The 19,300-nt window shown below is 63.4% G+C and carries 22 protein-coding genes; 11 read left to right on the top strand and 11 right to left on the bottom strand.

Going from position 1 to position 19,300, the window contains the following annotated elements:
• The first annotated feature begins 77 nt into the window (after nt 1-77).
• The 6 genes from H597_RS0104655 to H597_RS0104630 all read left to right on the top strand — a co-directional run bounded on the left by H597_RS0104655 (nt 78) and on the right by H597_RS0104630 (nt 5,688).
• Nucleotides 78-944 (top strand): alpha/beta fold hydrolase, encoded by an 867-nt coding sequence (locus tag H597_RS0104655; RefSeq protein ID WP_035373116.1) that lies wholly within the window; start codon nt 78-80, stop codon nt 942-944.
• 28 nt (nt 945-972) lie between these two features.
• Entirely contained in the window at nt 973-2,142 is a 1,170-nt protein-coding gene (locus H597_RS0104650) for a substrate-binding domain-containing protein (protein WP_028101104.1), read from the top strand.
• A gap of 13 nt (nt 2,143-2,155) precedes the next feature.
• Nucleotides 2,156-2,905: an ABC transporter ATP-binding protein gene (locus tag H597_RS0104645; RefSeq protein WP_211232015.1), complete on the top strand. Its 750-nt coding sequence runs from the start codon at nt 2,156-2,158 to the stop codon at nt 2,903-2,905.
• Nucleotides 2,898-3,620, top strand: a complete 723-nt coding sequence (locus H597_RS0104640) for an ABC transporter ATP-binding protein (RefSeq protein ID WP_028101102.1) — start codon at nt 2,898-2,900, stop codon at nt 3,618-3,620. Before H597_RS0104645 ends, H597_RS0104640 begins: the two co-directional genes overlap by 8 nt.
• A gap of 75 nt (nt 3,621-3,695) precedes the next feature.
• Nucleotides 3,696-4,619 (top strand): branched-chain amino acid ABC transporter permease, encoded by a 924-nt coding sequence (locus H597_RS0104635; RefSeq protein ID WP_154667985.1) that lies wholly within the window; start codon nt 3,696-3,698, stop codon nt 4,617-4,619.
• Nucleotide 4,620: 1 nt separating this feature from the next.
• On the top strand, nt 4,621-5,688 hold the full coding sequence (locus H597_RS0104630; RefSeq protein WP_211232007.1) for a branched-chain amino acid ABC transporter permease: 1,068 nt from the start codon (nt 4,621-4,623) through the stop codon (nt 5,686-5,688).
• Here H597_RS0104630 and H597_RS0104625 read toward each other — a convergent pair.
• The 3 genes from H597_RS0104625 to H597_RS0104615 are packed head-to-tail and all read right to left on the bottom strand — an operon-like array spanning nt 5,657 to nt 7,760.
• On the bottom strand, nt 5,657-6,415 hold the full coding sequence (locus H597_RS0104625) for a substrate-binding periplasmic protein (protein WP_028101099.1): 759 nt from the start codon (nt 6,413-6,415) through the stop codon (nt 5,657-5,659). The two genes, H597_RS0104630 and H597_RS0104625, sit on opposite strands and share 32 nt — an antisense overlap.
• A 3-nt stretch (nt 6,416-6,418) precedes the next feature.
• Nucleotides 6,419-7,042: a glutathione S-transferase family protein gene (locus H597_RS0104620; RefSeq protein WP_028101098.1), complete on the bottom strand. Its 624-nt coding sequence runs from the start codon at nt 7,040-7,042 to the stop codon at nt 6,419-6,421.
• Nucleotides 7,043-7,061: 19 nt separating this feature from the next.
• A complete protein-coding gene (locus tag H597_RS0104615) occupies nt 7,062-7,760 on the bottom strand; it encodes a glutathione S-transferase family protein (protein WP_028101097.1) in 699 nt (232 codons plus the stop codon).
• A 413-nt stretch (nt 7,761-8,173) separates the two neighbouring features.
• Here H597_RS0104615 and H597_RS0104610 point away from each other — a divergent pair, with 413 nt between their 5' ends.
• On the top strand, nt 8,174-8,845 hold the full coding sequence (locus H597_RS0104610; protein ID WP_051293531.1) for a YceI family protein: 672 nt from the start codon (nt 8,174-8,176) through the stop codon (nt 8,843-8,845).
• On the opposite strand, the gene H597_RS0104605 is transcribed toward H597_RS0104610, so the two are convergent.
• Nucleotides 8,829-9,458 (bottom strand): LysE family translocator, encoded by a 630-nt coding sequence (locus tag H597_RS0104605; RefSeq protein WP_028101095.1) that lies wholly within the window; start codon nt 9,456-9,458, stop codon nt 8,829-8,831. The genes H597_RS0104610 and H597_RS0104605 overlap by 17 nt on opposite strands.
• 233 nt (nt 9,459-9,691) lie before the next feature.
• Between H597_RS0104605 and H597_RS29730 the strand changes: the two genes are divergently transcribed.
• From H597_RS29730 to H597_RS29725, 3 genes are all read left to right on the top strand, one after another.
• Complete coding sequence (locus H597_RS29730; RefSeq protein ID WP_229632088.1) at nt 9,692-11,272, top strand: ATP-binding protein; 1,581 nt, start codon at nt 9,692-9,694, stop codon at nt 11,270-11,272.
• Nucleotides 11,269-11,889, top strand: coding sequence for a hypothetical protein (locus H597_RS0104595; protein WP_028101094.1), 621 nt, complete (start codon nt 11,269-11,271; stop codon nt 11,887-11,889). The genes H597_RS29730 and H597_RS0104595 overlap by 4 nt, the downstream gene beginning before the upstream one ends.
• A gap of 290 nt (nt 11,890-12,179) precedes the next feature.
• Entirely contained in the window at nt 12,180-12,878 is a 699-nt protein-coding gene (locus H597_RS29725) for a PleD family two-component system response regulator (protein WP_229632087.1), read from the top strand.
• Between the two features lie 285 nt (nt 12,879-13,163).
• On the opposite strand, the gene H597_RS0104585 is transcribed toward H597_RS29725, so the two are convergent.
• The 3 genes from H597_RS0104585 to epsC form a co-directional block, all read right to left on the bottom strand.
• Nucleotides 13,164-13,367: a hypothetical protein gene (locus tag H597_RS0104585; RefSeq protein ID WP_035373113.1), complete on the bottom strand. Its 204-nt coding sequence runs from the start codon at nt 13,365-13,367 to the stop codon at nt 13,164-13,166.
• Nucleotides 13,368-13,523: 156 nt separating this feature from the next.
• Nucleotides 13,524-14,090, bottom strand: a complete 567-nt coding sequence (locus tag H597_RS0104580; RefSeq protein ID WP_028101092.1) for a YceI family protein — start codon at nt 14,088-14,090, stop codon at nt 13,524-13,526.
• 79 nt (nt 14,091-14,169) lie between these two features.
• Nucleotides 14,170-15,069 carry a serine O-acetyltransferase EpsC gene (gene epsC, locus H597_RS0104575; protein WP_028101091.1) on the bottom strand — a complete coding sequence of 300 codons (900 nt, stop codon included), beginning with the start codon at nt 15,067-15,069 and terminating at the stop codon, nt 14,170-14,172.
• 117 nt (nt 15,070-15,186) lie between these two features.
• Here epsC and H597_RS0104570 point away from each other — a divergent pair, with 117 nt between their 5' ends.
• The gene (locus H597_RS0104570) at nt 15,187-16,377 is read left to right on the top strand and encodes a multidrug effflux MFS transporter (RefSeq protein WP_028101090.1); all 1,191 of its coding nucleotides are present in this window, start codon (nt 15,187-15,189) and stop codon (nt 16,375-16,377) included.
• Here H597_RS0104570 and H597_RS0104565 read toward each other — a convergent pair.
• Genes H597_RS0104565 through H597_RS0104550 form a run of 4 tightly spaced genes read right to left on the bottom strand, consistent with a single transcriptional unit; the run spans nt 16,347 to nt 19,219 of the window.
• The gene (locus tag H597_RS0104565; RefSeq protein WP_028101089.1) at nt 16,347-16,604 is read right to left on the bottom strand and encodes a hypothetical protein; all 258 of its coding nucleotides are present in this window, start codon (nt 16,602-16,604) and stop codon (nt 16,347-16,349) included. The two genes, H597_RS0104570 and H597_RS0104565, sit on opposite strands and share 31 nt — an antisense overlap.
• 50 nt (nt 16,605-16,654) lie before the next feature.
• On the bottom strand, nt 16,655-17,275 hold the full coding sequence (locus H597_RS0104560) for a helix-turn-helix transcriptional regulator (protein ID WP_028101088.1): 621 nt from the start codon (nt 17,273-17,275) through the stop codon (nt 16,655-16,657).
• Nucleotides 17,272-18,504: an MFS transporter gene (locus H597_RS29720; RefSeq protein ID WP_035373111.1), complete on the bottom strand. Its 1,233-nt coding sequence runs from the start codon at nt 18,502-18,504 to the stop codon at nt 17,272-17,274. The genes H597_RS0104560 and H597_RS29720 overlap by 4 nt, the downstream gene beginning before the upstream one ends.
• A 52-nt stretch (nt 18,505-18,556) precedes the next feature.
• On the bottom strand, nt 18,557-19,219 hold the full coding sequence (locus tag H597_RS0104550; RefSeq protein ID WP_028101087.1) for a GntR family transcriptional regulator: 663 nt from the start codon (nt 19,217-19,219) through the stop codon (nt 18,557-18,559).
• Between the last annotated feature and the right edge of the window lie 81 nt (nt 19,220-19,300).

Here is a 19,300-nt window from a genome sequence, read left to right as displayed (position 1 = left end):
GTGGGCGCCGCCAACGGTTCCACGTTTGATGCATTTCTTGCACACTGCACGCTCCTGCAACGCTGCCCACGAGGACCATGTTTTCCGAGATCAGCTACACCAGCGACGATGGCTTGCGCCTGTATGCGCGCGACTACCCTGCCGCCAGCGGACAGGCCCATTTGCCCGTGATCTGCATCCACGGCCTGACGCGCAATTCTGCGGACTTCGAAGACGTCGCGCCGTGGATCGCGGCCCAGGGACGGCGCGTGCTCGCCGTCGATGTGCGGGGGCGCGGCAACTCCGAATACGATGCCCGGCCCGAGCGCTACACCACCATGGTCTACGCCAACGACATGGTCAAGCTGGCGCTCGACCTGGGCATCGAGCGCGCCGTTTTTATCGGCACCTCGATGGGCGGCCTGATTACCATGACGCTCGCCGTGCGCAAATCCAGCCTAGTGGCGGCCGCCGTCCTGAACGACGTGGGGCCGGCGCTGTCCGAACGCGGCCTTTCCCGCATCCGGAACTACACCGGCAAAGGCGAGCGCTTCACCAGCTGGCAGCAGGCGGCCGAGTACATCGCCAGTATCAACACCATCGCCTTCCCCGGCAATACGCCGCAGGAATGGGAGCGCTGGGCGCGCCGCGCCTTCCGCGAGCAGGCCGACGGCAGCCTGGCCTTGCGCTACGACCCGAATATCGCCGTGCCGATCCGCGCCAACAAGCTGCGCGCCACCTCCATGGCCGCGCATTTCGCCTTCCGGCGCCTGGCGCGGCGCCGCCCGACCATGCTGGTGCGCGGCGCCCTGTCCGACCTGATCGAGCCGGCGCAGGCCAATGCCATGCGCGCCGCCGCACCGCGCATGCTGTATGCCGAAGTACCCGGCGTAGGCCACGCGCCGATGCTGAGCGAACCCGCCGCACAGGAAGCGCTGCGCGGCTTCCTGGCCGGCGTGGATTGATCTATATTCGGCGGGCACGGAGACATTGATGAAAAAACTACTACCAATCCTCATCGCGCTGGCGCCGGTCCTTGCGGTAGCGCAGGAACTGAAAGTCGCGCTCATCGCCGGCAAGACCGGCATCCTGGAACCGTATGCCAGGGAGACGGAGACCGGCTTCATGATGGGACTTGAGTACCTTACCGGCGGCAAGATGGAAATCAACGGCCGCAAACTGAAAGTCATCGTCAAGGACGACCAGAGCAAGCCGGACCTGGGCCGCACCCTGCTGGCCGAAGCCTATGGCGACGACAAGGTCGACATCGCGGTTGGCACCAGCTCTTCGGGTTCCGCCATCGCCATGCTGCCCATCGCGGCCGAGTACAAAAAGATCCTTCTCGTGGAACCGGCGGTCGCCGATGCGATCACGGGCGCCAAGTGGAACAGGTATATTTTCCGTACTGCCCGCAATTCCATGCAGGACGGCCTGGCTGCCGCATCCACTTTCAAACAAGGCAGCGTGGCTTTCCTGGCGCAGGACTATGCCTTCGGCAAGGACGCGGTGGCGGCCGCGCGCGAAGCCCTCAAGCTGACCGGCTCCAAAGCCATTATCGTGCATGAGGAATACGCGCCGCAGAATGCGACCGACTTCACCGCCTCGGCGCAGCGGCTGTTCGACAAATTGAAGGATGCGCCTCAGCCCCGCATCCTGCAGATCATCTGGGCCGGGCCCAATCCGATGAACAAGATCGCCGACATGAAGCCTGAGCGCTACGGCATCTCGCTGGCGCCGGGCGGCAATATCCTGCCGGTGCTCAAGACCTGGAAGTCCTTCGCCGGCACCGAGGGAACAATCTATTACTACTACGCCTTCCCGCGCAATACGATGAACGACTGGTTCGTGGCCGAACACCAGAAGCGCTTCAAGTCGCCGCCGGACATGTTCACCGCCGGCGGATTCACCGCGGCCAGCGCGGTCTACAACGCCCTGGCCAGGACCGGCGGCGGCGACACGCAGAAAATGATCGCGGCCATGGAAGGCATGGAATTCGAGACGCCGAAGGGCACGATGAAGTTCCGCAAGGAAGACCATCAAGCCATGCAGCCGATGTACCACTTCCGCATCAAAAAGGACCAGAAGAACGAATGGGACCTGCTGGAGCTGGTGCGCGAAATCCCGGCCGCGGAACTGCCGGTTCCCGTCAAGAACAAGCGTTGAGCCGATGACTCCTTTGCTGTCCACGCGCGGCCTGAGCATCCGCTTCGGGGGCCATACGGCTGTCGACAACGTCAGCGCCGACTTCCATGCGGGCCAGTTGACGGTGATCGTCGGCCCCAACGGCGCCGGCAAGACCACTTATTTCAACCTGGTGTCGGGCCAGTTGCCTGCGACCAGCGGCCAGGTGCTGCTGCGCGGCGAGGACGTCACCCGCAGCGGCCCCGCCGCCCGCACCCGCAAAGGCATCGGCCGCGCCTTCCAGCTGACCAACCTGTTCCCGCGCCTGTCGGTGCACGAGAACGTCAGGCTTGCCGTGCAGGCGCGCGCCAACGCGGGAATGAACCTGTGGTCGATCTGGTCCAGCCACAAGGAGCTGGTGGAGCGCGCCGGCCACTACCTCGAACGCGTGGCGCTGGCTGCCCGGCGCGACGCGCCGGTTGCGGCGCTCTCGCACGGCGACAAGCGCAAGCTGGAAGTGGCCATCATGCTTGCGCTGGAGCCGGAGGTGATGATGTTCGACGAACCCACCGCCGGCATGAGCGTGGACGAGGTGCCGGTAGTGCTGGACCTGATCCAGCAGGTCAAGGCCGGGCGCAACAAGGCTGTCCTCCTGGTCGAACACAAGATGGACGTGGTGCGCGCCTTGGCCGACCGCATCATCGTGCTGCACAACGGCGCCCTGGTGGCCGATGGCGACCCGGCCGCCGTCATGGCGTCGGACATCGTGCAGGAAGCCTACCTGGGAAGGGCAATCCATGACTGAGGCCTTGCTCAAACTATCCGGCGTGCACACCCACATCGGCGAATACCACATCCTGCAGGGAGTCGACCTGGCCGTGCCGCGCGGCGGCTTGACCGTCCTTTTGGGCCGCAACGGCGCCGGCAAGACCACCACCCTGCGCACCATCATGGGATTATGGCAGGCCAGTGCCGGCAAAGTCGAATTCGATGGCCGCGACATCGGCAAGCTGCGCACCCCGGATATCGCCCAGGCAGGCATCGCTTACGTGCCCGAATCCATGGCCGTGTTCAGCGAGCTGACCGTGCGCGAAAACCTGTATCTGGCCGCGCGCAGCGGACCGATGGATACCGGGCGGCTGGACTGGATCTTCTCCTTCTTCCCCGCCCTGAAGAAATTCTGGAATTACCCGGCTGGCAATCTGTCGGGCGGCCAGAAACAGATGGTGGCCATCGCGCGCGCAATCGTCGAACCGCGCCAGCTGCTGCTGATCGACGAACCGACCAAGGGCCTGGCGCCGGCCATTATCCAGAACCTTGCCGAGGCAATCTGCCAGCTGAAGGGACAAACCACCATCCTGCTGGTGGAGCAGAACTTCAACTTCGTGCGCCAGCTGGGCGACAGCGTGGCCGTGATGGACGACGGCCGCATCGTCCACAGCGGCTGGATGGCCGAACTGGCCGCCGACCGGGCCTTGCAGGAACGCCTGCTTGGCCTGGCCCTCGACTCACACCAATAAGGAGCGACAGTGAGCGATACGACACTGCCTTCCGTGCCGCGCGACTATATCCCGTCGCTGCTGGCGCCCGCGCTGATGCTGGCCGTGATCCCGCTGGTGGGCAGCACGCCGACCTGGGTCACGCTGACCGTTGCCGGCCTGGCGATGGGGATGATGATCTTCATCATGTCCAGCGGCCTGACCCTGGTGTTCGGCCTGATGGACGTGCTGAACTTCGGCCACGGCGCCTTCGTTTCGGTCGGCGCCTTTGCCGCGACACTGGTGCTGGTGCCGATGCAAGGCTGGATGCAAGCCGATTCGCTGGGCATGAACCTGGCGGCGCTCGGACTGGCGATTACGCTGGCCATGGCCGTCACCGCCCTGCTGGGCTGGGCCTTCGAGCGCGTCATCATCATGCCGGTCTACGGACAGCACCTGAAGCAGATCCTGATCACCATGGGCGGCATGATCGTCGTCGAACAATTGATCCATGTGATCTGGGGCGCCGACCATCAACCCATGCCGCTGCCAACCGCCCTGCGCGGCGCCGTCATGCTGGGTGACGCCGCCATCGAAAAATACCGGCTGCTGGCAATCGCGGTCGGCCTGCTGGTATTCGTGGCGCTGGTGCTGGTACTGAACCGCACCAAGCTTGGCCTGCTGATACGCGCCGGCGTCGAGAATGGCGAAATGGTCGAAGCGCTCGGCTATCGCATCCGCCGCCTGTTCGTCGCGGTGTTCGCCGCCGGCTCCGCGCTGGCGGGCCTGGGCGGCGTGATGTGGGGGCTGTACAAGGAAACGCTGAGCGCATCCATGGGCGGCGAGGTGATGGTCATGGTCTTCATCACCATCATCATCGGCGGCCTCGGTTCGGTCGGCGGCTGTTTCATCGGCGCGCTGCTGATGGCGCTCACGGCCAACTACGCCGGCTTCCTGGCGCCCAAGCTGGCGCTCGTGTCCCACATCGTGCTGATGATCGCCATCCTGCTGTGGCGCCCGGCCGGCCTGTCGAGGAAATGATATGCTGAACCGCCTTCTCTCCGGCGCGGCGCCGCGCAGCCGCGCCATGTCCGCCCTGCTGCTCCTGGTCGTGCTGGGCCTCGCGCTCGCCCCGTTCATCACCAGCGGCGCCCGGCCGCTGAACACCGCCGCCACCATTTGCGTCTACATCGTGCTGGTCGCCTCCTACGACCTGCTGCTGGGCTATACCGGCATCGTTTCCTTTGCCCACACCATGTTCTTCGGCATCGGCGCTTACGGCGTCGGCCTCGGCTTCGCGGGCGAGACGCCCGGATGGGGCGGCATGGCGCTGGGATTGGCCGCGGCATTGGCGCTCACGCTGGTCCTGGCGCTGCTCATCGGACTGTTTGCACTGCGCGTGCGTGCCATTTTCTACTCCATGGTGACGCTCGCGGTGGCTTCCTCGTTTGCTGTACTGGCATCGCAACTGTCCGAATGGACCGGCGGCGAAGACGGCAAGACCTTCGATGTGCCCGAACTGCTCTCGCCAGCCAACGAATTCGGCGAATTCATGGGACGCATCGTGGACGGCAAGGTGCTCACCTACTACATCGTGTTCTGCGGCGCGGCGCTGATCTTCCTGGCATTGCTGCGCGTCGTGAATTCGCCTTTCGGCCGCGTGCTGCAGGCGATCCGCGAGAACGAATTCAGGGCCGAGGCGCTGGGCTACCGCACCGTCGCCTACCGGATCGCAGCCAACTGCATTGGCGCCTTGGCGGCCGCCCTGGCCGGCGCGCTGATGGCGCTCTGGCTGCGCTACGTCGGCCCGAAAACCACGCTGGGCTTCGAAGTCATGACGGATATCCTGCTGATCGTTGTCATCGGCGGCATGGGCACCATGTACGGCGCGGTGATCGGTGCCGCCCTGTTCATCCTGGCCAATAACTACCTGAAGGCATTGATGGCCCAGGCTGCGGGCGCCGCCGCCGGCATCCCGCTGCTGGAAGCGGCGCTGCATCCGGACCGCTGGCTGCTGTGGCTCGGCATCCTGTTCATCCTCGCCATCTATTTCTTCCCCAACGGGATCGTTGGAAAGCTCAATCGCGCGGCAAGCCTGCCGAGTACTTAGCAAGCACGGCGTCGATCCGGCCGGCGGCCCGCAGCGCCGCGATGCCGCGCCGCAGCTCGGCGGCCAGCTCCGGTTCCGCACTGCGCTTCGACAGGTGCAACTGCACCTCCTTTACCTGCACGACGAAGGACGCTCCCAGCTGCGCGCGGCGGATACCCAGCTTGCGCATCGCGTGGAAAATGCCGGGCCGGCCGCCGACAACGGCATCGACGCGCTTTTCCAGCAGCATCTGCAAGCCCTGTACATGGCTGGTCATCTCGTAATGGCGGATGGCCGGATCCTGCATGAACGAAGGGCCGTAATCCGTGCCCCGGATGCGGGCCACCGTCAAACCGTGCAGGTCGCCCGATCCGCGCAGGTCCTGGCCGGAACGGCCGATCACAATGGCTTCCAGCGCCCACACGCCGCCCCCAGGGACGGCCACTTCCGCGATGAAGGGACTGGGCATGGCCATCATCATCTCCACACCGCCCGAACGCAGCAGCGCCAGCGAACGCGCATACGGCGCCACCACCACGTCGATCGGGCGCCCAAGCTGGCTTGCCAGCAAACCGAAGATTTCCGTGTAAGCGCCCGACTGCCGCCCATCGGCGTCGATCACGCCGTAGGGCTCGACCTGGATGACGGCGGCGCGCAGCGGTCCGGCGCCGGCCGCCGGCAACGGACAGAGAAACACCAGCCAGCCCGGCAAGCAGGCCAGCACGCGCCGGCGCAGCGGCGCATCCATGCATCAGGTCCCGGCGGTGGCGCTAGTGCGCGCCGCGATGCGGTCGCGCCAGGCCTGCAGATGCGCCATCCCGTGTTCGGCCGGGCGGAATTTCATCAGCCCGCGCGCGAATTCCATGCCGCAGAACGCCGTGATGTCAGCGATCGTGAAGCGCCCGCCCGCCACATACGGCTGGCCGGCCAGCACGCCGTCCAGCCACAGCGCATTGTCGCGGAACTTGCCGGCCTGCGAGGCACCAAAGTCCTGGAATTGCGGGTTCTCGAGGGCGGCGAAGCCTGGATGGGAATGGCGGATCGAGTTCGCTGCAATGGCCAGCAAGTGCAGCTCCACCCGGCGGTCGGCCATTTCGATGAAGGCGCGCTCCTCGTAGCCTTCGCCCATCAGGTTCGGCCCGGGGTGCAGGCCTTCCAGGTAGGTGCAGATGGCGCGCGTCTCGCACAGGATGCGGCCATCGTCGAGCTCCAGCGCAGGCAAGCGGCCGAAGGGATTCACCGCCAGATAGGCCTCGCTCCGATGCTCGCCCTTGCCCAGGTCGACCAGCTGCAGGTCCATGTCGATCCCCTTCTCCGCCATGAACATGGCGACGCGGCGCGGATTGGGGGCACGAGGGGCGGTGTACAGCTTCATTGGGTCTCCTGATTGGAATTCAGCGCGATTGGCCGGTTTCCAGCATTTTGCGGGCTTCGGCGGCAAATTGCTCCACTTTCTCCCGGCTGTCGGCACGATCCAACACATTGCTCGGCGGCCGCTCGATGCCGCGCTGTACGGCGGGGCGCTCACGGAGCTGGCGCATCCAGCGCCGCAGATGCGGCAGGTCGTCGGTCTCCACGCCGGACCAGCGGTGGGTGCGTACCCAGGCCCAGTTGGCGATGTCGGCGATCGAATAGTCGCCCGCCAGGAATTCATGCTGCGCCAGCCGGCCGTCCAGCACGCGGAACAGGCGCCGGCACTCGCCCTGGTAGCGGTCGATGACGGGCTGGATCTTTTCGGGGAAATAACGATGGAAGACATTGGCCTGGCCCATCATGGGGCCGATCCCGCCCATCTGGAACATCAGCCATTGCATCACCAGCGAGCGGCCCTTGGGATCCAGCGGCAACAGGCGGCCGCACTTTTCGGCCAGGTAGACCAGGATGGCGCCCGATTCGAACACCGCGAAATCGTCGTTGGCGCGGTCGATAATGGCCGGTATCCGTCCATTCGGATTGATGGCGGTGAACCAGGGCTCCTTTTGCTCATTTTTGCCCAGGTCGAGCGCATGCAGTTCGTAATCCAGTTCCAGCTCTTCCAGCGCAATGGAAATCTTGTAGCCATTGGGCGTGGGCGCGGTGTACAGGTCGATCATCGAGCATCTCCAGGTCGCTTCGTGGCGCACAGAATAACCCGGAAGGCAAAAAAAAACCGGCCGAGTTGGAGGGGGCCGGTGAAAAACGCTTTTTAGGGCGCGGGGATAGACGAAGAATCCGTGCCGGATTGAGGAATCCGGCAACCCGGCGCACAGGGATGCTGTACGCTATGGAGCTACTTTGCCAGCTTTCCGCCGATTAAGGCTTAGGAGTTCATTAAGGAACTTAATCATGCGGGCAAAAAAATACCCGCGTCTTTGCGCGGGCGAAGGGATTTCAAATCGGGAGAGATTTGAAAGTGCAAGGGGGATATTCACATGCGAATATGGCGCGGTGATTATCCAAGAACAAAACATCACGACTTCCTATAAGATAGTACAATTTTTATAATGGAAACTATCCAATAGTCACAATGCAAAAAAAAATTTGTAAATGGATATTTCAACCCGCCTTGCTGGCGGCGGGATTGAGCATTTCGGCTTGCAGCACCGCGCCCGTCCCGCCAGCGGCCACCGAGCCGGCGCCGGCGCTGCAAGCGATCCAGTCAGCGCATCGCATTGTGGCCGGCGAATCGCTCGTCGCCATCACCGTTCGCCGCAGCGGCCCGCTGGCGCGCATGGGGCACGACCACGTGGTCGCCACCCGCCAGCTCGAAGGTTTTGTGGATCTGGGTCAGGGCCGCACTGAATTGCGCTTCCGCCTGGACCAACTCATGGTGGACGACGCCGCGCTACGTAAGGAGGCGGGCCTGGATACCCAGCCCTCCGTCGACGCCGTCGACGGAACGCGCCGCAATATGTTCGGCAAGGTGTTGCGGGCCGAGGCCTATCCGTGGGTGCTGGTGCGCGCGGCCTTCGAGGCGGATTCGCGGGAAATGCTGCGCGCCGAAATCACCCTGCATGGCGTGACACGGGCATACCGTGTTCCGGTGAGCGTGCGCGAGGATGGTGGAACCGTGCAGGCCAGCGGCGCCTTCACCGTCAAACAGAGCGATTTCGGGATCACGCCGTTCGCCGTCTTCGGCGGCGCGCTGGCCGTGAAAGACGAGCTGGAACTGCGTTTCGCGATCAGCGCGCGACGATAAGGCGCAAGCCCAGGCCGACAAAGATCGCGCCCGCGCCGCGGTCCAGCCACAGGCCGGCGCGCGGGTTGCGGTTGATCCACTTGCCCACGGCGCCCGAAAAATAGCCCAGTGTTCCGAACAGCAGGCAAGCCTGCATCGTGAAGATCAGGCCCAGCTGGGCGGTCTGCCAGCTGGCATCGCCCCGTCCCGCCACCACGAACTGCGGCAGGAAGGACAGGAAGAACAGCACCACCTTCGGATTGATCGCATTCGCAAACAGCCCCTTGGCAAACAACTTGCCCAAGGACTCTTCCGGCAAGGCCGCTTGCCCCACCTGTGCGCCCCCCTTGCTGCGCAGTGCGCCGATTCCCATCCAGATGAGGTAGAGTCCCCCCGCTATCTTGAGCGCGGTGAAGGCGGTTGGCGACGCGGCGATCAGCGCGCCCACGCCGAGGGCGGCCAGCAAAGTATGGCTGAGGCAGCCCAGCGCGCAGCCGAGGCCGAATACCACACCTTGCTTGCGCCCGCGCGCCATGCCCATGCTTAAAACCATCAGGTTATCGGGCCCGGGGGAGACGGTGATCAGCATGGCGGCGGCCAGGAAGGCCAGCCCTTGTTCAGGAGAAATTAGCATAGCCAGGATCATACACGACAGCGTCGCGCCGTAACAATTCGTTATGATTTGGCCGGGTTTTGTCCATTACAATCAGAACTATTGGGGAGATCATTAATATTTTGCTTTCTTCGTTTGCATCGTTGATTCAATTTGCCACGCCCCTATTAATAATTGCGGGGTTGGCAGCGCTTATCCTGCTGATATTGGAGAACCGCCGCTTAAAAAAGCAATTGGAGGCGCGTGAAAACGCCTTGAAGCAAACCCAGATTCAAAATGAGAAACTGGGCCGCCACCGCATCGATTTCCTGGCCGCCATGAGCCACGATATCCGCACCCCGCTGGCGGGCGTGATCGGCATGCTCAAATTCGCCTTGCGCGACCGCACCATTGCCGACCGGACCGGCGAATACCTGCGCATCGGCCTGAAAAACAGCGAAGCCCTGCTCGCCATCCTGAACGACCTGCTCGATTTCTCCCGTATCGACGCGGGCCGTCTGTCGATCAATACCCAGGACCTGGACCTGATCGACATCATCGACGAAGCCATCACCATCCTGCGTCCACAGGCCGATGCCAAGGCCCTGCTGCTGCGCTGCGAACTGGCGCCGGGTCTGCCGCGCCATGTGCAGGGCGATCCCAACCGCCTGCGCCAGATCCTGCTCAACCTGCTGGGCAATGCCATCAAGTTCACCGAGCGCGGCGAAGTGCGCCTGCGCGCCTCGGGCGAAACGGCGGACGGCCTGGCGCGCGTCAGTTTCAGCATCACCGATACCGGCCCCGGCATTCCGCTTGAAATGCTGCCGCGCCTGTTCCGTAAATTCGAACCGGCCGACCTGTCCTCGACGCGCCGCGCCGACGGGCCCGGTCTTGGACTGGCGATCTGCAAGGAATTGGTTGACCTGATGGGCGGCCATATCGAAGCCGACACCCGCCTGGGCAAGGGCAGCACGCTGCGCTTCTCGCTGCCGCTGGCCCTGGGCGCGCCGCCGGAGGAGCCGCCGCAGAACATCCCCACCCACCTGCGCCATACCCATCGCCTGCGCGTGCTGTGCGCGGAAGATGTGCGCACCAACCAGCTCATCATCGGCACCTTGTTGGAAGGCATGGGACACGAGGTATCGGTGGCCGCGAACGGCCTGGAAGCCCTGCGCGCGCTGCACGAACGCGACTTCGACCTGGTCCTGATGGACGGCCGCATGCCGCAAATGGATGGCGAGCAGGCGGCACGCCTGATCCGCCGGGGCGGCAGCCTCGACCTGCCGGTGCGCGACCCGCTGGTGCCCATCATCGCCCTGACCGCCAACGCCAGCGATCGAGACCGCGCCCGCTACCTCTCGGCCGGGATGGATGGTTTCCTCAGCAAGCCGGTCGACGAGCGGCTGCTGTACGATCAGCTGGAAAAGACCATCGCCCAGCTGATCAGCCGCGGGCGCGAGCTGCCGCGCACCGCGCCGACCCTGGCCGAGCTGGACGATATGTTCGGGGTCGAACCGGCATCGCCGGCCATCCATATCCTGCCCATCAGCGGCATCTCGGCGCGCCACCAGAAGCGCATTGCGCAAGCCTTCCTGGACGAAGCGCCGCGCCGGCTGGACGAAGGCCGCCTGGCCCTGCTGAATGGCGATGGCGAAGGCGCCAGCAGCGCTTTCCACGCCCTGAAAGGCAGCTGCGGCTACCTGAGCGCCCCCGAATTGCACACCCTGTGCCATCAGCTGGAAAAAGCCAGCGCCAGCGGCGACCTGGCCAGCGCCAGCGCCCTGTTGCCGGAACTGGAGACACTCATCGTGCAAGCTTGCGCTGACCTGCGCCGCGACGATACGATAGCTGCATGACGACACAACGCGCCTGGGTGCGCATGCCCTCCGGCCGCCGGCTGGACCTGCTGGACCCCACGCCCTTCGATTGGGACGATGACGACCTTGCGCTCGGCCTGGCCCGGACCTATCGCTGGGGCGGCCATTCGGCCTGGCCCCTGCCGCTGTCGGTGGCCCAGCATTCGATCACCGTGCTGCAATTGCGCCGCCTGTGGTCGCCCGCCCCGCTCGATCCCCTCACCGCCTTGCGCGAGCTGCTGCATGATGCGGAAGAAGGGTTGCTGGGCTTCGACTGCATTTCCGTGCTCAAGCCCTTCCTCGGCGACAGTTTCCGCGAATTGAGCCAGCGGCTCGAGCAGGCGGTCTTCCTGCGCTACGGCCTGCCGGCCTGGACCCCGAAGGAATACCAGGTTCACAAGCGCGCCGACCGCCTGGCGGCGGCCAGTGAAGCCGTGCATGTGGTGGGCTGGAGCGGCGACGAAGTGCGGCGCACATTGAAGATTACGGCAGTGCCGCTGAATGAAGATCCATTGCAGGCATTGTACGGGGCGCCGGCCTGGGAGCCCTGGCCGCCGGGGCTAGCCTGCGAGCGCTTCCTGGACGAGCTCAACCGTCTGAAGGCGGCAGCCTCCTAAACCGGATGATAAAATTGCTCTAATGCGAAGTTTTTAAAGACGAAATTTGAGTTATCCACTTCCACTGTGGATAAGCGTGTGGAAAAGCGGGGCTTGACAGGCGGTTTTGCCTTTAACGGCGCGGCTTACAATAAATTGCCCATTTCTTTGGCAGGTAAATTGTATGAATAAAATCAACGACTTAGCGAATCAGTGCGTATGCCATTATGCAACTCACTAAGCGTCTGGAAATTATTTTGACAAATGTTCCGCCGCAGAATAACGTGTCCACAACCGACAAAGGAAAATGCATGGACGTGAAAGTTCCTGAGGACGACGCAAGCGAAGCTTGGATGATCGACGACGAGGCGCAGGCCAGCGCGTCCGAGCAAGCCCCAGGCGCTAATCCCGCCCCTTGGCGGGTGCTGATCGTCGATGATGATGTCGACGTCCATGTGGTGACCAAATTTTCGCTCAGCAACGCATGCTTCATGGGGCGCCGCCTCAGTTTCCTGCACGCCTATTCGGGCGAAGAGGCGCTGACCACCCTGCGCAACAACCCCGATGTGGCCTTGGTGTTGCTCGATGTGATCATGGAAACCAGCGATGCCGGCTTGCGCGTCGCCAACCAGATCCGCACCGAGCTGAAGAACGAACTGGTGCGCATCGTCCTGCGTACCGGCCAGCCCGGCCAGGCGCTCGAACACAGCATCATCCTCGACTACGACATCAACGATTTCTGGTGCAAGACCGACCTCACCACGCGCAAGCTGTTTACGACCGTGATTTCTTCGCTGCGCAATTACTCCGACCTGATTGTCCTGCAATCCCAGCTGGCCAAGTACAACCAGCACCGCCAACAATTTGCGTCCATTCTGCAGGGTTTGCAGCGCGGTGAGGACTGGTCCGGCCAGCTGGTCATCGGTCAGCCGGCCTCAACTGTGGATATCCAGGTCCATCCGGGGGCGGAACCGGGCAGTTTCAAGGCGTCCGGACACATCGTCAAATAAGCACTGTATCCATATACAGTAGTTATTTCACCACTAAAGTCTTCGAATTCCGGCCAAAACACCGTAAGTGGCGGATTGGAAAGGGCTTTTCCGATTATCCACATTGTTTGTGGATATCTTTGTTGATAAGGGGGGCTTGACATGGCAAACAGCCCTCAACGACGCCATTTCCAACAAACTGCCTCTTCAATGTGCAGAGAAAAGTGCATTGAAAATCAACGACTTACAAAATCACCGATTCTCACGCGGGTTCTTTAACTAAATAAAGTCGCGCGTTACTTGTCGTTAATTCTTGTGCATAACCTGAACTGCCTGGCGCCGTTGTTCCGGCTGCAGCAGCACGCGCTGGATGATATGGGGGGCGATATTCTGGGACTTCATGTATTCGACGGCGCACACGGTGCTGAAACTGGCTTGCACCTCAATACCACGGTCGACAATTGCACTGCGCGCCGCATCGACGCGTGGGAGGTATTGCAGCAAATCCATGGGAACACCTTCTGGCGGGATGGGCGGTCAAGGAAGTATTGACCATGGCGCCCAGAAGTCAATGGCCGGCCCGCAACTACTACAGCTGAGTCCGTGGCAAGCTACGGGCCTGACCCCAAGGTTGCCACAGGCTCAGCTGTTGGCCTGCTCTGACGCTTATTCTTTGACCGATTCGACCGAGAAGCCGAGGGTTACGTCGTCGCTCACGTGCGGGGCGTATTTGCCGGCGCCAAAGTCGGAGCGCTTGATCTTGGCAATCGCGTTGGCGCCGCAGGCGTCTTTCTTCAGCATCGGGTGCGGCATGCAGAAGAAGGATGTCACTTCCAGGTTGACCGGCTTGGTGACGCCCTTGATCGTCAGGTTGCCTTCCACGCCGACCAGCTTGTCGCCGTTGAAGACGAACTTGGTGGACTTGTAGGTGATGGCAGGGTATTTCGCCGAGTCGAAGAAGTCAGGGCCTTGCAGGTGGTCGTTGAAGGTGTCGTAGCCCGTGTTGACCGATTTTGGGTCGATGCTCACTTCCACCGAACCGGTCTTCGCTGCGCGGTCGATCTGGATCTTGCCGGTGGTGCTATTGAACTTGTTCACCTGGGTCGAGTAGCCGAAGTGGCTGTATTCGAAGCGGGAATAGGAGTGGGTCGGATCGATGTTATAGGTTTCCGGCGCTGCGAACGCGGCGAGGGAGAAACCGGCGGCGAGGACGAATGCGATCAGTTTTTTCATTATCTAGGCTCCAATGTGGGGAAATGGTGCCCGCATTATGCGGCGATGATTGATCAGTGTAAAACGCATAATGTGCGCACTACTTATCGAATTTTTCGATATTAGGGACTTGGGACACATTGCTGCCGGGAGCCACGCCGTGGGTCAGCCACACATTCCCGCCGATCGTCGACCCGGCGCCAATGGTGATACGTCCCAGCACCGTAGCGCCAGCATAAATGACAACATCGTCCTCGACAATCGGATGTCGTGGCGTGCCCTTGATCAGTTGGCCCGTTTCATCGGCCGGGAAGCGCTTGGCGCCCAGCGTTACGTGCTGGTACAGGCGCACGCGTTCGCCGATGATGGTGGTCTCGCCGATCACCACGCCGGTGCCGTGGTCGATGAAGAAGCTGGCGCCGATCTGCGCCGCGGGGTGGATGTCGATGCCGGTGCGCGAATGGGCGATGTCGCTCACCATGCGGGCGATGAAGGGCGCGCCGAGCTTGTGCAGGCTGTGCGCCAGGCGGTAATGCAGGATCGCCACCATGCCCGGATAACACAGGAGGATTTCCGCGATCGAGGTGGCGGCAGGGTCGCCCGCGAAGGCGGCCTGCAGGTCCGATACCAGCAGGGCGCGGATTGCCGGCAGCGAGGCCGCGAAATCCCGCGTGATGGCATAGGCATCGCGCTCGCCGCCGAACTGCAGGCCGCGCCGCATCTGTTCGTGCAGGCGGCCCAGCGTGGTGTTCAGCGTGTCGCCGACGAAGTAGTCGATGCTTTCGTCGGTCAGGTTCGGGCGCCCGTAATGCGTTGGGAACAGCGCCGCCGCCAGGCCTTCGAGGATCTGCTGCAGCTCCGCGCGCGACGGCAGTTCGCGCACGCGGCGCTGGTGGCGGATATTGTGGGTCGCTTCGCGCGATACGCGAAGCTGGTGGACCACTTGGTCGAGGTCCCAGCGTGTTGCGCCGCTGTCGGCGCCGGTGAAATCGTTAGCCATAAGGCACAAGCATATCGAGCCTCCGTCCCAAAACGAAAGAAACTATTCGCACTAGCTTATGCCCTGCAAGCATATAGGCTTTGCCTTAGAATGTCAGGTTCACTGCATAGACTTTACATGAAAAACATCCTGCTTACACTGCTGCTCGCCGGCCTCACCATGGTCGGCCCGCTGGCGATCGACACTTACCTGCCCTCTTTCCCGGCGATCGCCGACACCTTCAGCGCCAGTCCGATGGCGATCCAGCAGACCCTGAGCCTGTTCCTGTTCACCTTCGCCTTCATGATGCTGTTTTATGGCACCTTGTCGGACAGCTTCGGCCGCCGCCCCATCATCCTGTGGTCGCTGGTGCTGTATGTGCTGGCGTCGCTGGGCGGCGCGCTGGCCGGTTCCTTCGGCTTCCTGCTCGGCGCGCGCATTCTGCAGGGCCTGGCTTCGGGCGCCGGTTCGGTGATCAGCCGCGCCATCGTGCAGGACCGTTTTGAAGGTCTGGCAGCGCAGAAAATCCTCGGTAATATCATGATGGTGTTCGGCCTGGCGCCCGCCATTGCGCCGGTGCTGGGCGGCTGGCTGCAGGTCTCCTTCGGCTGGCGTTCGATCTTCTGGTTCCTGGCCGGCTTCGGGGTGCTGATGTTTATCGCGGTCTGGCGCTGGCTGCCGGAAAGCCTGCCGAAAGAGAAGCGCCATCCGCTGCACCTGGGCGCCATTGCCGGCAACTACTGGATGGTCCTCAAGCACCGCCAGTTCCTGCTGCTGTCCGTTGCGCTGGGCGCGGCTTTCGGCGGCTTTGCGCTGTACATTGGCTCGGCGGCCTACTTCATCATGCATATCCTGAAGCTGCCGGAGACCGCCTTCGCCTGGCTGTTCATCCCTTTGATCAGCGGCCACGTGCTGGGCGCCAGCGCCAGCGGCAAACTGGCGCATCGCTTGGCGCCGCCGCAGCTGATCCGCCTGAGCTACGGCCTGATGGCGATTGCCGCGTCGATCAATGTGGCATACAACTGGTTCTTCGCGGCGACCGTGCCGTGGGCCGTGCTGCCGCTATTCCTGTTCTCATTCTCGCTCGCGCTGGCGATGCCGCCGCTGACGCTGGCCGGCATGAACCTGTTCCCGCAGCATAGCGGGCTGGCCGCCTCCATGCAGTCGTTCCTGCAGATGATGCTGTTTGCTTTGGTGTCCGGACTGGTGGCGCCGCTGCTGTTCGGCAGCGCCCTGCACCTGGCTTTCGGCCTGGTGGCTTGCCTGGCGGTGAGCTACGCCACCTACCGCGGCGCCACTCACGGCCAGGGTGCCGGCGTCACTTCCTGATATTGCGGACCGCCCTGCGCAGGCTCGGGTGCCGGCGCCGGCGGCTCATGCGAGAGTTTCAGGTGGGACGGCAAGCCTAGACCGAGGATTTCTTTCCGGCCTTCGACAAAGTCGGAAGAGCTGAGCGGATGATCATGGTCGGGCCAGTTGGCAATGGCCCAGTTCTGCACCTCGACATAGCGTTTCCATACGTCGGTGACAAATTTCCGCCGGGTTTCATCGTCCATTGCCGCCTCCATTGGGTTTCCCCCACTCTACACCAGTAATGGAATGATTGTCACACCTGCTTGATGCGGTAGGCGCAGCGGCGCGCGCCGGACAGGATGTGCTCTTCGCGCCGCACCTCGCACCCCGGGCCCAGCACGCGCTGGAATACCTCCAGTTCCGAACGGCAGAAGTTCTGGCATTCGCGCGCCGCCGCGCAGATCGGGCAATGGTTTTCGACCAGGAGCAGCGAACCGTCGCCGTGCGCTTCCACCTCCGCCATATAGCCTTCCACGTCGCGCGCCAGCGCCAGGGCCTGCACGCGCTCGTGCAGCGCTGCGCCGGCGCCGATGGCCTCGCGGTAGAAGGCCTCGCTGGCCTGCTCGCGGGCGATGATCAGCTTGTCCATGCCGTCTTCGCCAAACAGGGCACGGACTTGCGCGATCAGCTGCAGCGTCAGGTCGGCGTGGCGGTCGGGAAAGCGCGCATGGCCGGCATCGGTCAGCAGCCAGCGGCGCGATGGCCGGCCGACTTTTTCGGCGACGTCTTCGTGGCTTGCCAGCCCGGCAACCTCGGCCGCCTCCAGATGGCGGCGCGCCCCCATCGAGGTCAGGCCCAGCAGGTCGGCCAGCTGCTGCGCCGTGCGCGGTCCCCGTGTTTTCAGCAGGAAGAGGATCTGGTCCGCGGTATTCATGCGCCGGCGCCTTCTGCCGGCATCGCGGCCGATGGGGCGGCCAGCTCGCGGCGCCAGCCGCGCAGCCGCCATGCTGCCCATGTCGCCAGCACCGCCCCGAGCAGCAGGATCAGCCGCGTATCGAGCAGCGTCAATACCGAGCCAATGGCCGCCATGGCAATGTTCGCGAAACAGAAAGTCATCGACAGCAAGCCCATGACCGAGCCCTGTCCATGCGCGGCAAAGCGGTCTGCGGCCCAGGATTGCACCGTCGCGTTGTAAAAGGCATTGGGAAGCCCGAACAGGCAGATCGCCACCATGCCGACCCACAGGTTGCCCAGCGCGACGCCGGCCACCGCGGCCGCCAGTCCGAATGCCAGCCAGCTGGCGCGGTGCAGAGGCTCCATGCGGCTAGGACGTCCGGCGATGATGGCGGCCAGGGTCATGATCGCGCACATAGCCATATTGATGGTCGCAATGCCGCGCGCATCGTAGCCGCCCTGCTCCACCAGCCATAAGGGGTAGTATTCGTAGAAGCCCGTGATCCCGCAGGTCAGCGCCAGCTGCACGATGAACAGCGTGCGCAATTCAGGAAAGCGCAGCAGGTTCATGGCGTGGTGGGAGCGTGCCACCTGCCACCAGGAAGCGCCATCGTCCGGCGCTTGTGCGGCGCGCGGCACGGTCATCGCCACCAGCGCCGCCGCCAGTATCAATGCCGCCACGGCTACCCAGAACGGTACCGTGATGCCAAAACCGAGCGTGAAGCCGGCCAGCACCGGTCCCACCAGCCAGCCCAGGTGCAGCGAACCGTTCACCAGCGACAGCGCGCGCAAACGCTGCGGGCCTTGCAGTTTTTCCGCCACCAGGGCACGCGCCACGGCGCCATTCCCTTCCAGCAGGCCGGTGCCGAAGCGGGCCAGGATGAACAGCGGGTAGGACTGCATCACCAGCGCCCACGCCGTCAGAGCATGGCCGGCGGCGGCGCCGAGTGCGGTCGCCAGCAGGATAGGCCGGCGCCCATATCGGTCCGACAGCGGGCCAAGCAGCGCCGAGCCGATCACCAGTCCGATCGGGTTCACCGTCAGCGCGATCCCGAACAAGAGCTTGGGCGGCAGGCCAAGGAAATTATTCAGCGAGTTGTGGGCTTCCGCGGCAAACAGCGGCGGCAGGATCGGATACGGGAGCGAGGCGCCCGTGGTGGACAGCAGGCCAAGCAGGCAGGTGGCAGCAATCAGGAGGGCGTTGTTCATGCCCAGCAATATAGCCAGGGCCGCCAAATAAGTAAACGAAAAGATTTACTTATCAGGCGGCGGATTGGCTCAATTGCGGCAGCGATGCCATCAGGTCGGAAAAGCGCTGCCCCTGGATCATCACATGGCTGCGCAGCAGTTCCGCGGCTTTGTCGCCGTCGCCTGCCAGGATGGCCTGCACCACGCCGTCATGCTCGGCATACGAATGGCCGATGCGGTTGCGTACGCGCAGCTGCAAGCGGCGGTATGGCCGCAGGCGCCGGTACAGGCCCCGCGTCTGCTCGAACAGGAAGCGGTTATGGCTGCCCGCGTAGATGGCTTCGTGGAAGGCTTCGTTGCGGTAGTAGTACTCGTCCGGCTCCTGCGCCTCCACCGCCGCCTTGCAGGCTTCATGCGCCGCCAGCAGCACCTGCTGCTCCTCCGGCGTCATGCGGCGCGCAGCCAGGCGCCCGCAAGTCGCCTCCAGTTCCGACATCACTTCAAACATTTCCAGCAGCTGCTGCGGCCCGAGCTCCGCCACGATCGCGCCGCGGCGCGGGCGGATCACCACCAGGCCCATCGACTCCAGCTGGATCAGCGTCTCGCGGATCGGCGTGCGCGAGACGCCGAAGCGCGTGGCCAGCTCGGTCTCGTCGAGGTGCTGGCCGGGCCGAAGCTCGCCCATCGCGATCATTTCTTCGATGGTTTCCCGCAGGGTGGAGGAATGTTTCGCCATGGAACGAGATATTCGGTGTGTATATGAGGCTTCATTATAAGACGCATATTTCGCTTGACAATGTATTCGGTAAAGATACTC

The organism is Pseudoduganella violaceinigra DSM 15887, from assembly GCF_000425385.1.
GTDB lineage: Bacteria > Pseudomonadota > Gammaproteobacteria > Burkholderiales > Burkholderiaceae_D > Rugamonas > Rugamonas violaceinigra.
Note: the sequence above shows the minus strand (reverse complement) of the source record. Positions and strands in the feature narration are given on the sequence as shown.

Excerpts from the sequence above, each read along its gene's own strand:
- H597_RS0104605 (WP_028101095.1), bottom strand. The coding sequence starts at position 9,458 with ATGCTAATTTCTCCTGAACAAGGGCTGGCCTTCCTGGCCGCCGCCATG.
- H597_RS0104610 (WP_051293531.1), top strand. The coding sequence starts at position 8,174 with ATGCAAAAAAAAATTTGTAAATGGATATTTCAACCCGCCTTGCTGGCG.
- H597_RS0104635 (WP_154667985.1), top strand. The coding sequence starts at position 3,696 with ATGCTGGCCGTGATCCCGCTGGTGGGCAGCACGCCGACCTGGGTCACG.
- H597_RS0104585 (WP_035373113.1), bottom strand. The coding sequence starts at position 13,367 with ATGGATTTGCTGCAATACCTCCCACGCGTCGATGCGGCGCGCAGTGCA.
- H597_RS0104615 (WP_028101097.1), bottom strand. The coding sequence starts at position 7,760 with ATGATCGACCTGTACACCGCGCCCACGCCCAATGGCTACAAGATTTCC.
- H597_RS0104560 (WP_028101088.1), bottom strand. The coding sequence starts at position 17,275 with ATGAATACCGCGGACCAGATCCTCTTCCTGCTGAAAACACGGGGACCG.
- H597_RS29720 (WP_035373111.1), bottom strand. The coding sequence starts at position 18,504 with ATGAACAACGCCCTCCTGATTGCTGCCACCTGCCTGCTTGGCCTGCTG.
- H597_RS0104630 (WP_211232007.1), top strand. The coding sequence starts at position 4,621 with ATGCTGAACCGCCTTCTCTCCGGCGCGGCGCCGCGCAGCCGCGCCATG.
- H597_RS0104565 (WP_028101089.1), bottom strand. The coding sequence starts at position 16,604 with ATGGACGATGAAACCCGGCGGAAATTTGTCACCGACGTATGGAAACGC.
- H597_RS29725 (WP_229632087.1), top strand. The coding sequence starts at position 12,180 with ATGGACGTGAAAGTTCCTGAGGACGACGCAAGCGAAGCTTGGATGATC.
- H597_RS0104550 (WP_028101087.1), bottom strand. The coding sequence starts at position 19,219 with ATGGCGAAACATTCCTCCACCCTGCGGGAAACCATCGAAGAAATGATC.
- H597_RS0104650 (WP_028101104.1), top strand. The coding sequence starts at position 973 with ATGAAAAAACTACTACCAATCCTCATCGCGCTGGCGCCGGTCCTTGCG.
- H597_RS0104595 (WP_028101094.1), top strand. The coding sequence starts at position 11,269 with ATGACGACACAACGCGCCTGGGTGCGCATGCCCTCCGGCCGCCGGCTG.
- epsC (WP_028101091.1), bottom strand. The coding sequence starts at position 15,069 with ATGGCTAACGATTTCACCGGCGCCGACAGCGGCGCAACACGCTGGGAC.
- H597_RS0104640 (WP_028101102.1), top strand. The coding sequence starts at position 2,898 with ATGACTGAGGCCTTGCTCAAACTATCCGGCGTGCACACCCACATCGGC.
- H597_RS0104625 (WP_028101099.1), bottom strand. The coding sequence starts at position 6,415 with ATGGATGCGCCGCTGCGCCGGCGCGTGCTGGCCTGCTTGCCGGGCTGG.
- H597_RS0104570 (WP_028101090.1), top strand. The coding sequence starts at position 15,187 with ATGAAAAACATCCTGCTTACACTGCTGCTCGCCGGCCTCACCATGGTC.
- H597_RS0104655 (WP_035373116.1), top strand. The coding sequence starts at position 78 with ATGTTTTCCGAGATCAGCTACACCAGCGACGATGGCTTGCGCCTGTAT.
- H597_RS0104620 (WP_028101098.1), bottom strand. The coding sequence starts at position 7,042 with ATGAAGCTGTACACCGCCCCTCGTGCCCCCAATCCGCGCCGCGTCGCC.
- H597_RS0104580 (WP_028101092.1), bottom strand. The coding sequence starts at position 14,090 with ATGAAAAAACTGATCGCATTCGTCCTCGCCGCCGGTTTCTCCCTCGCC.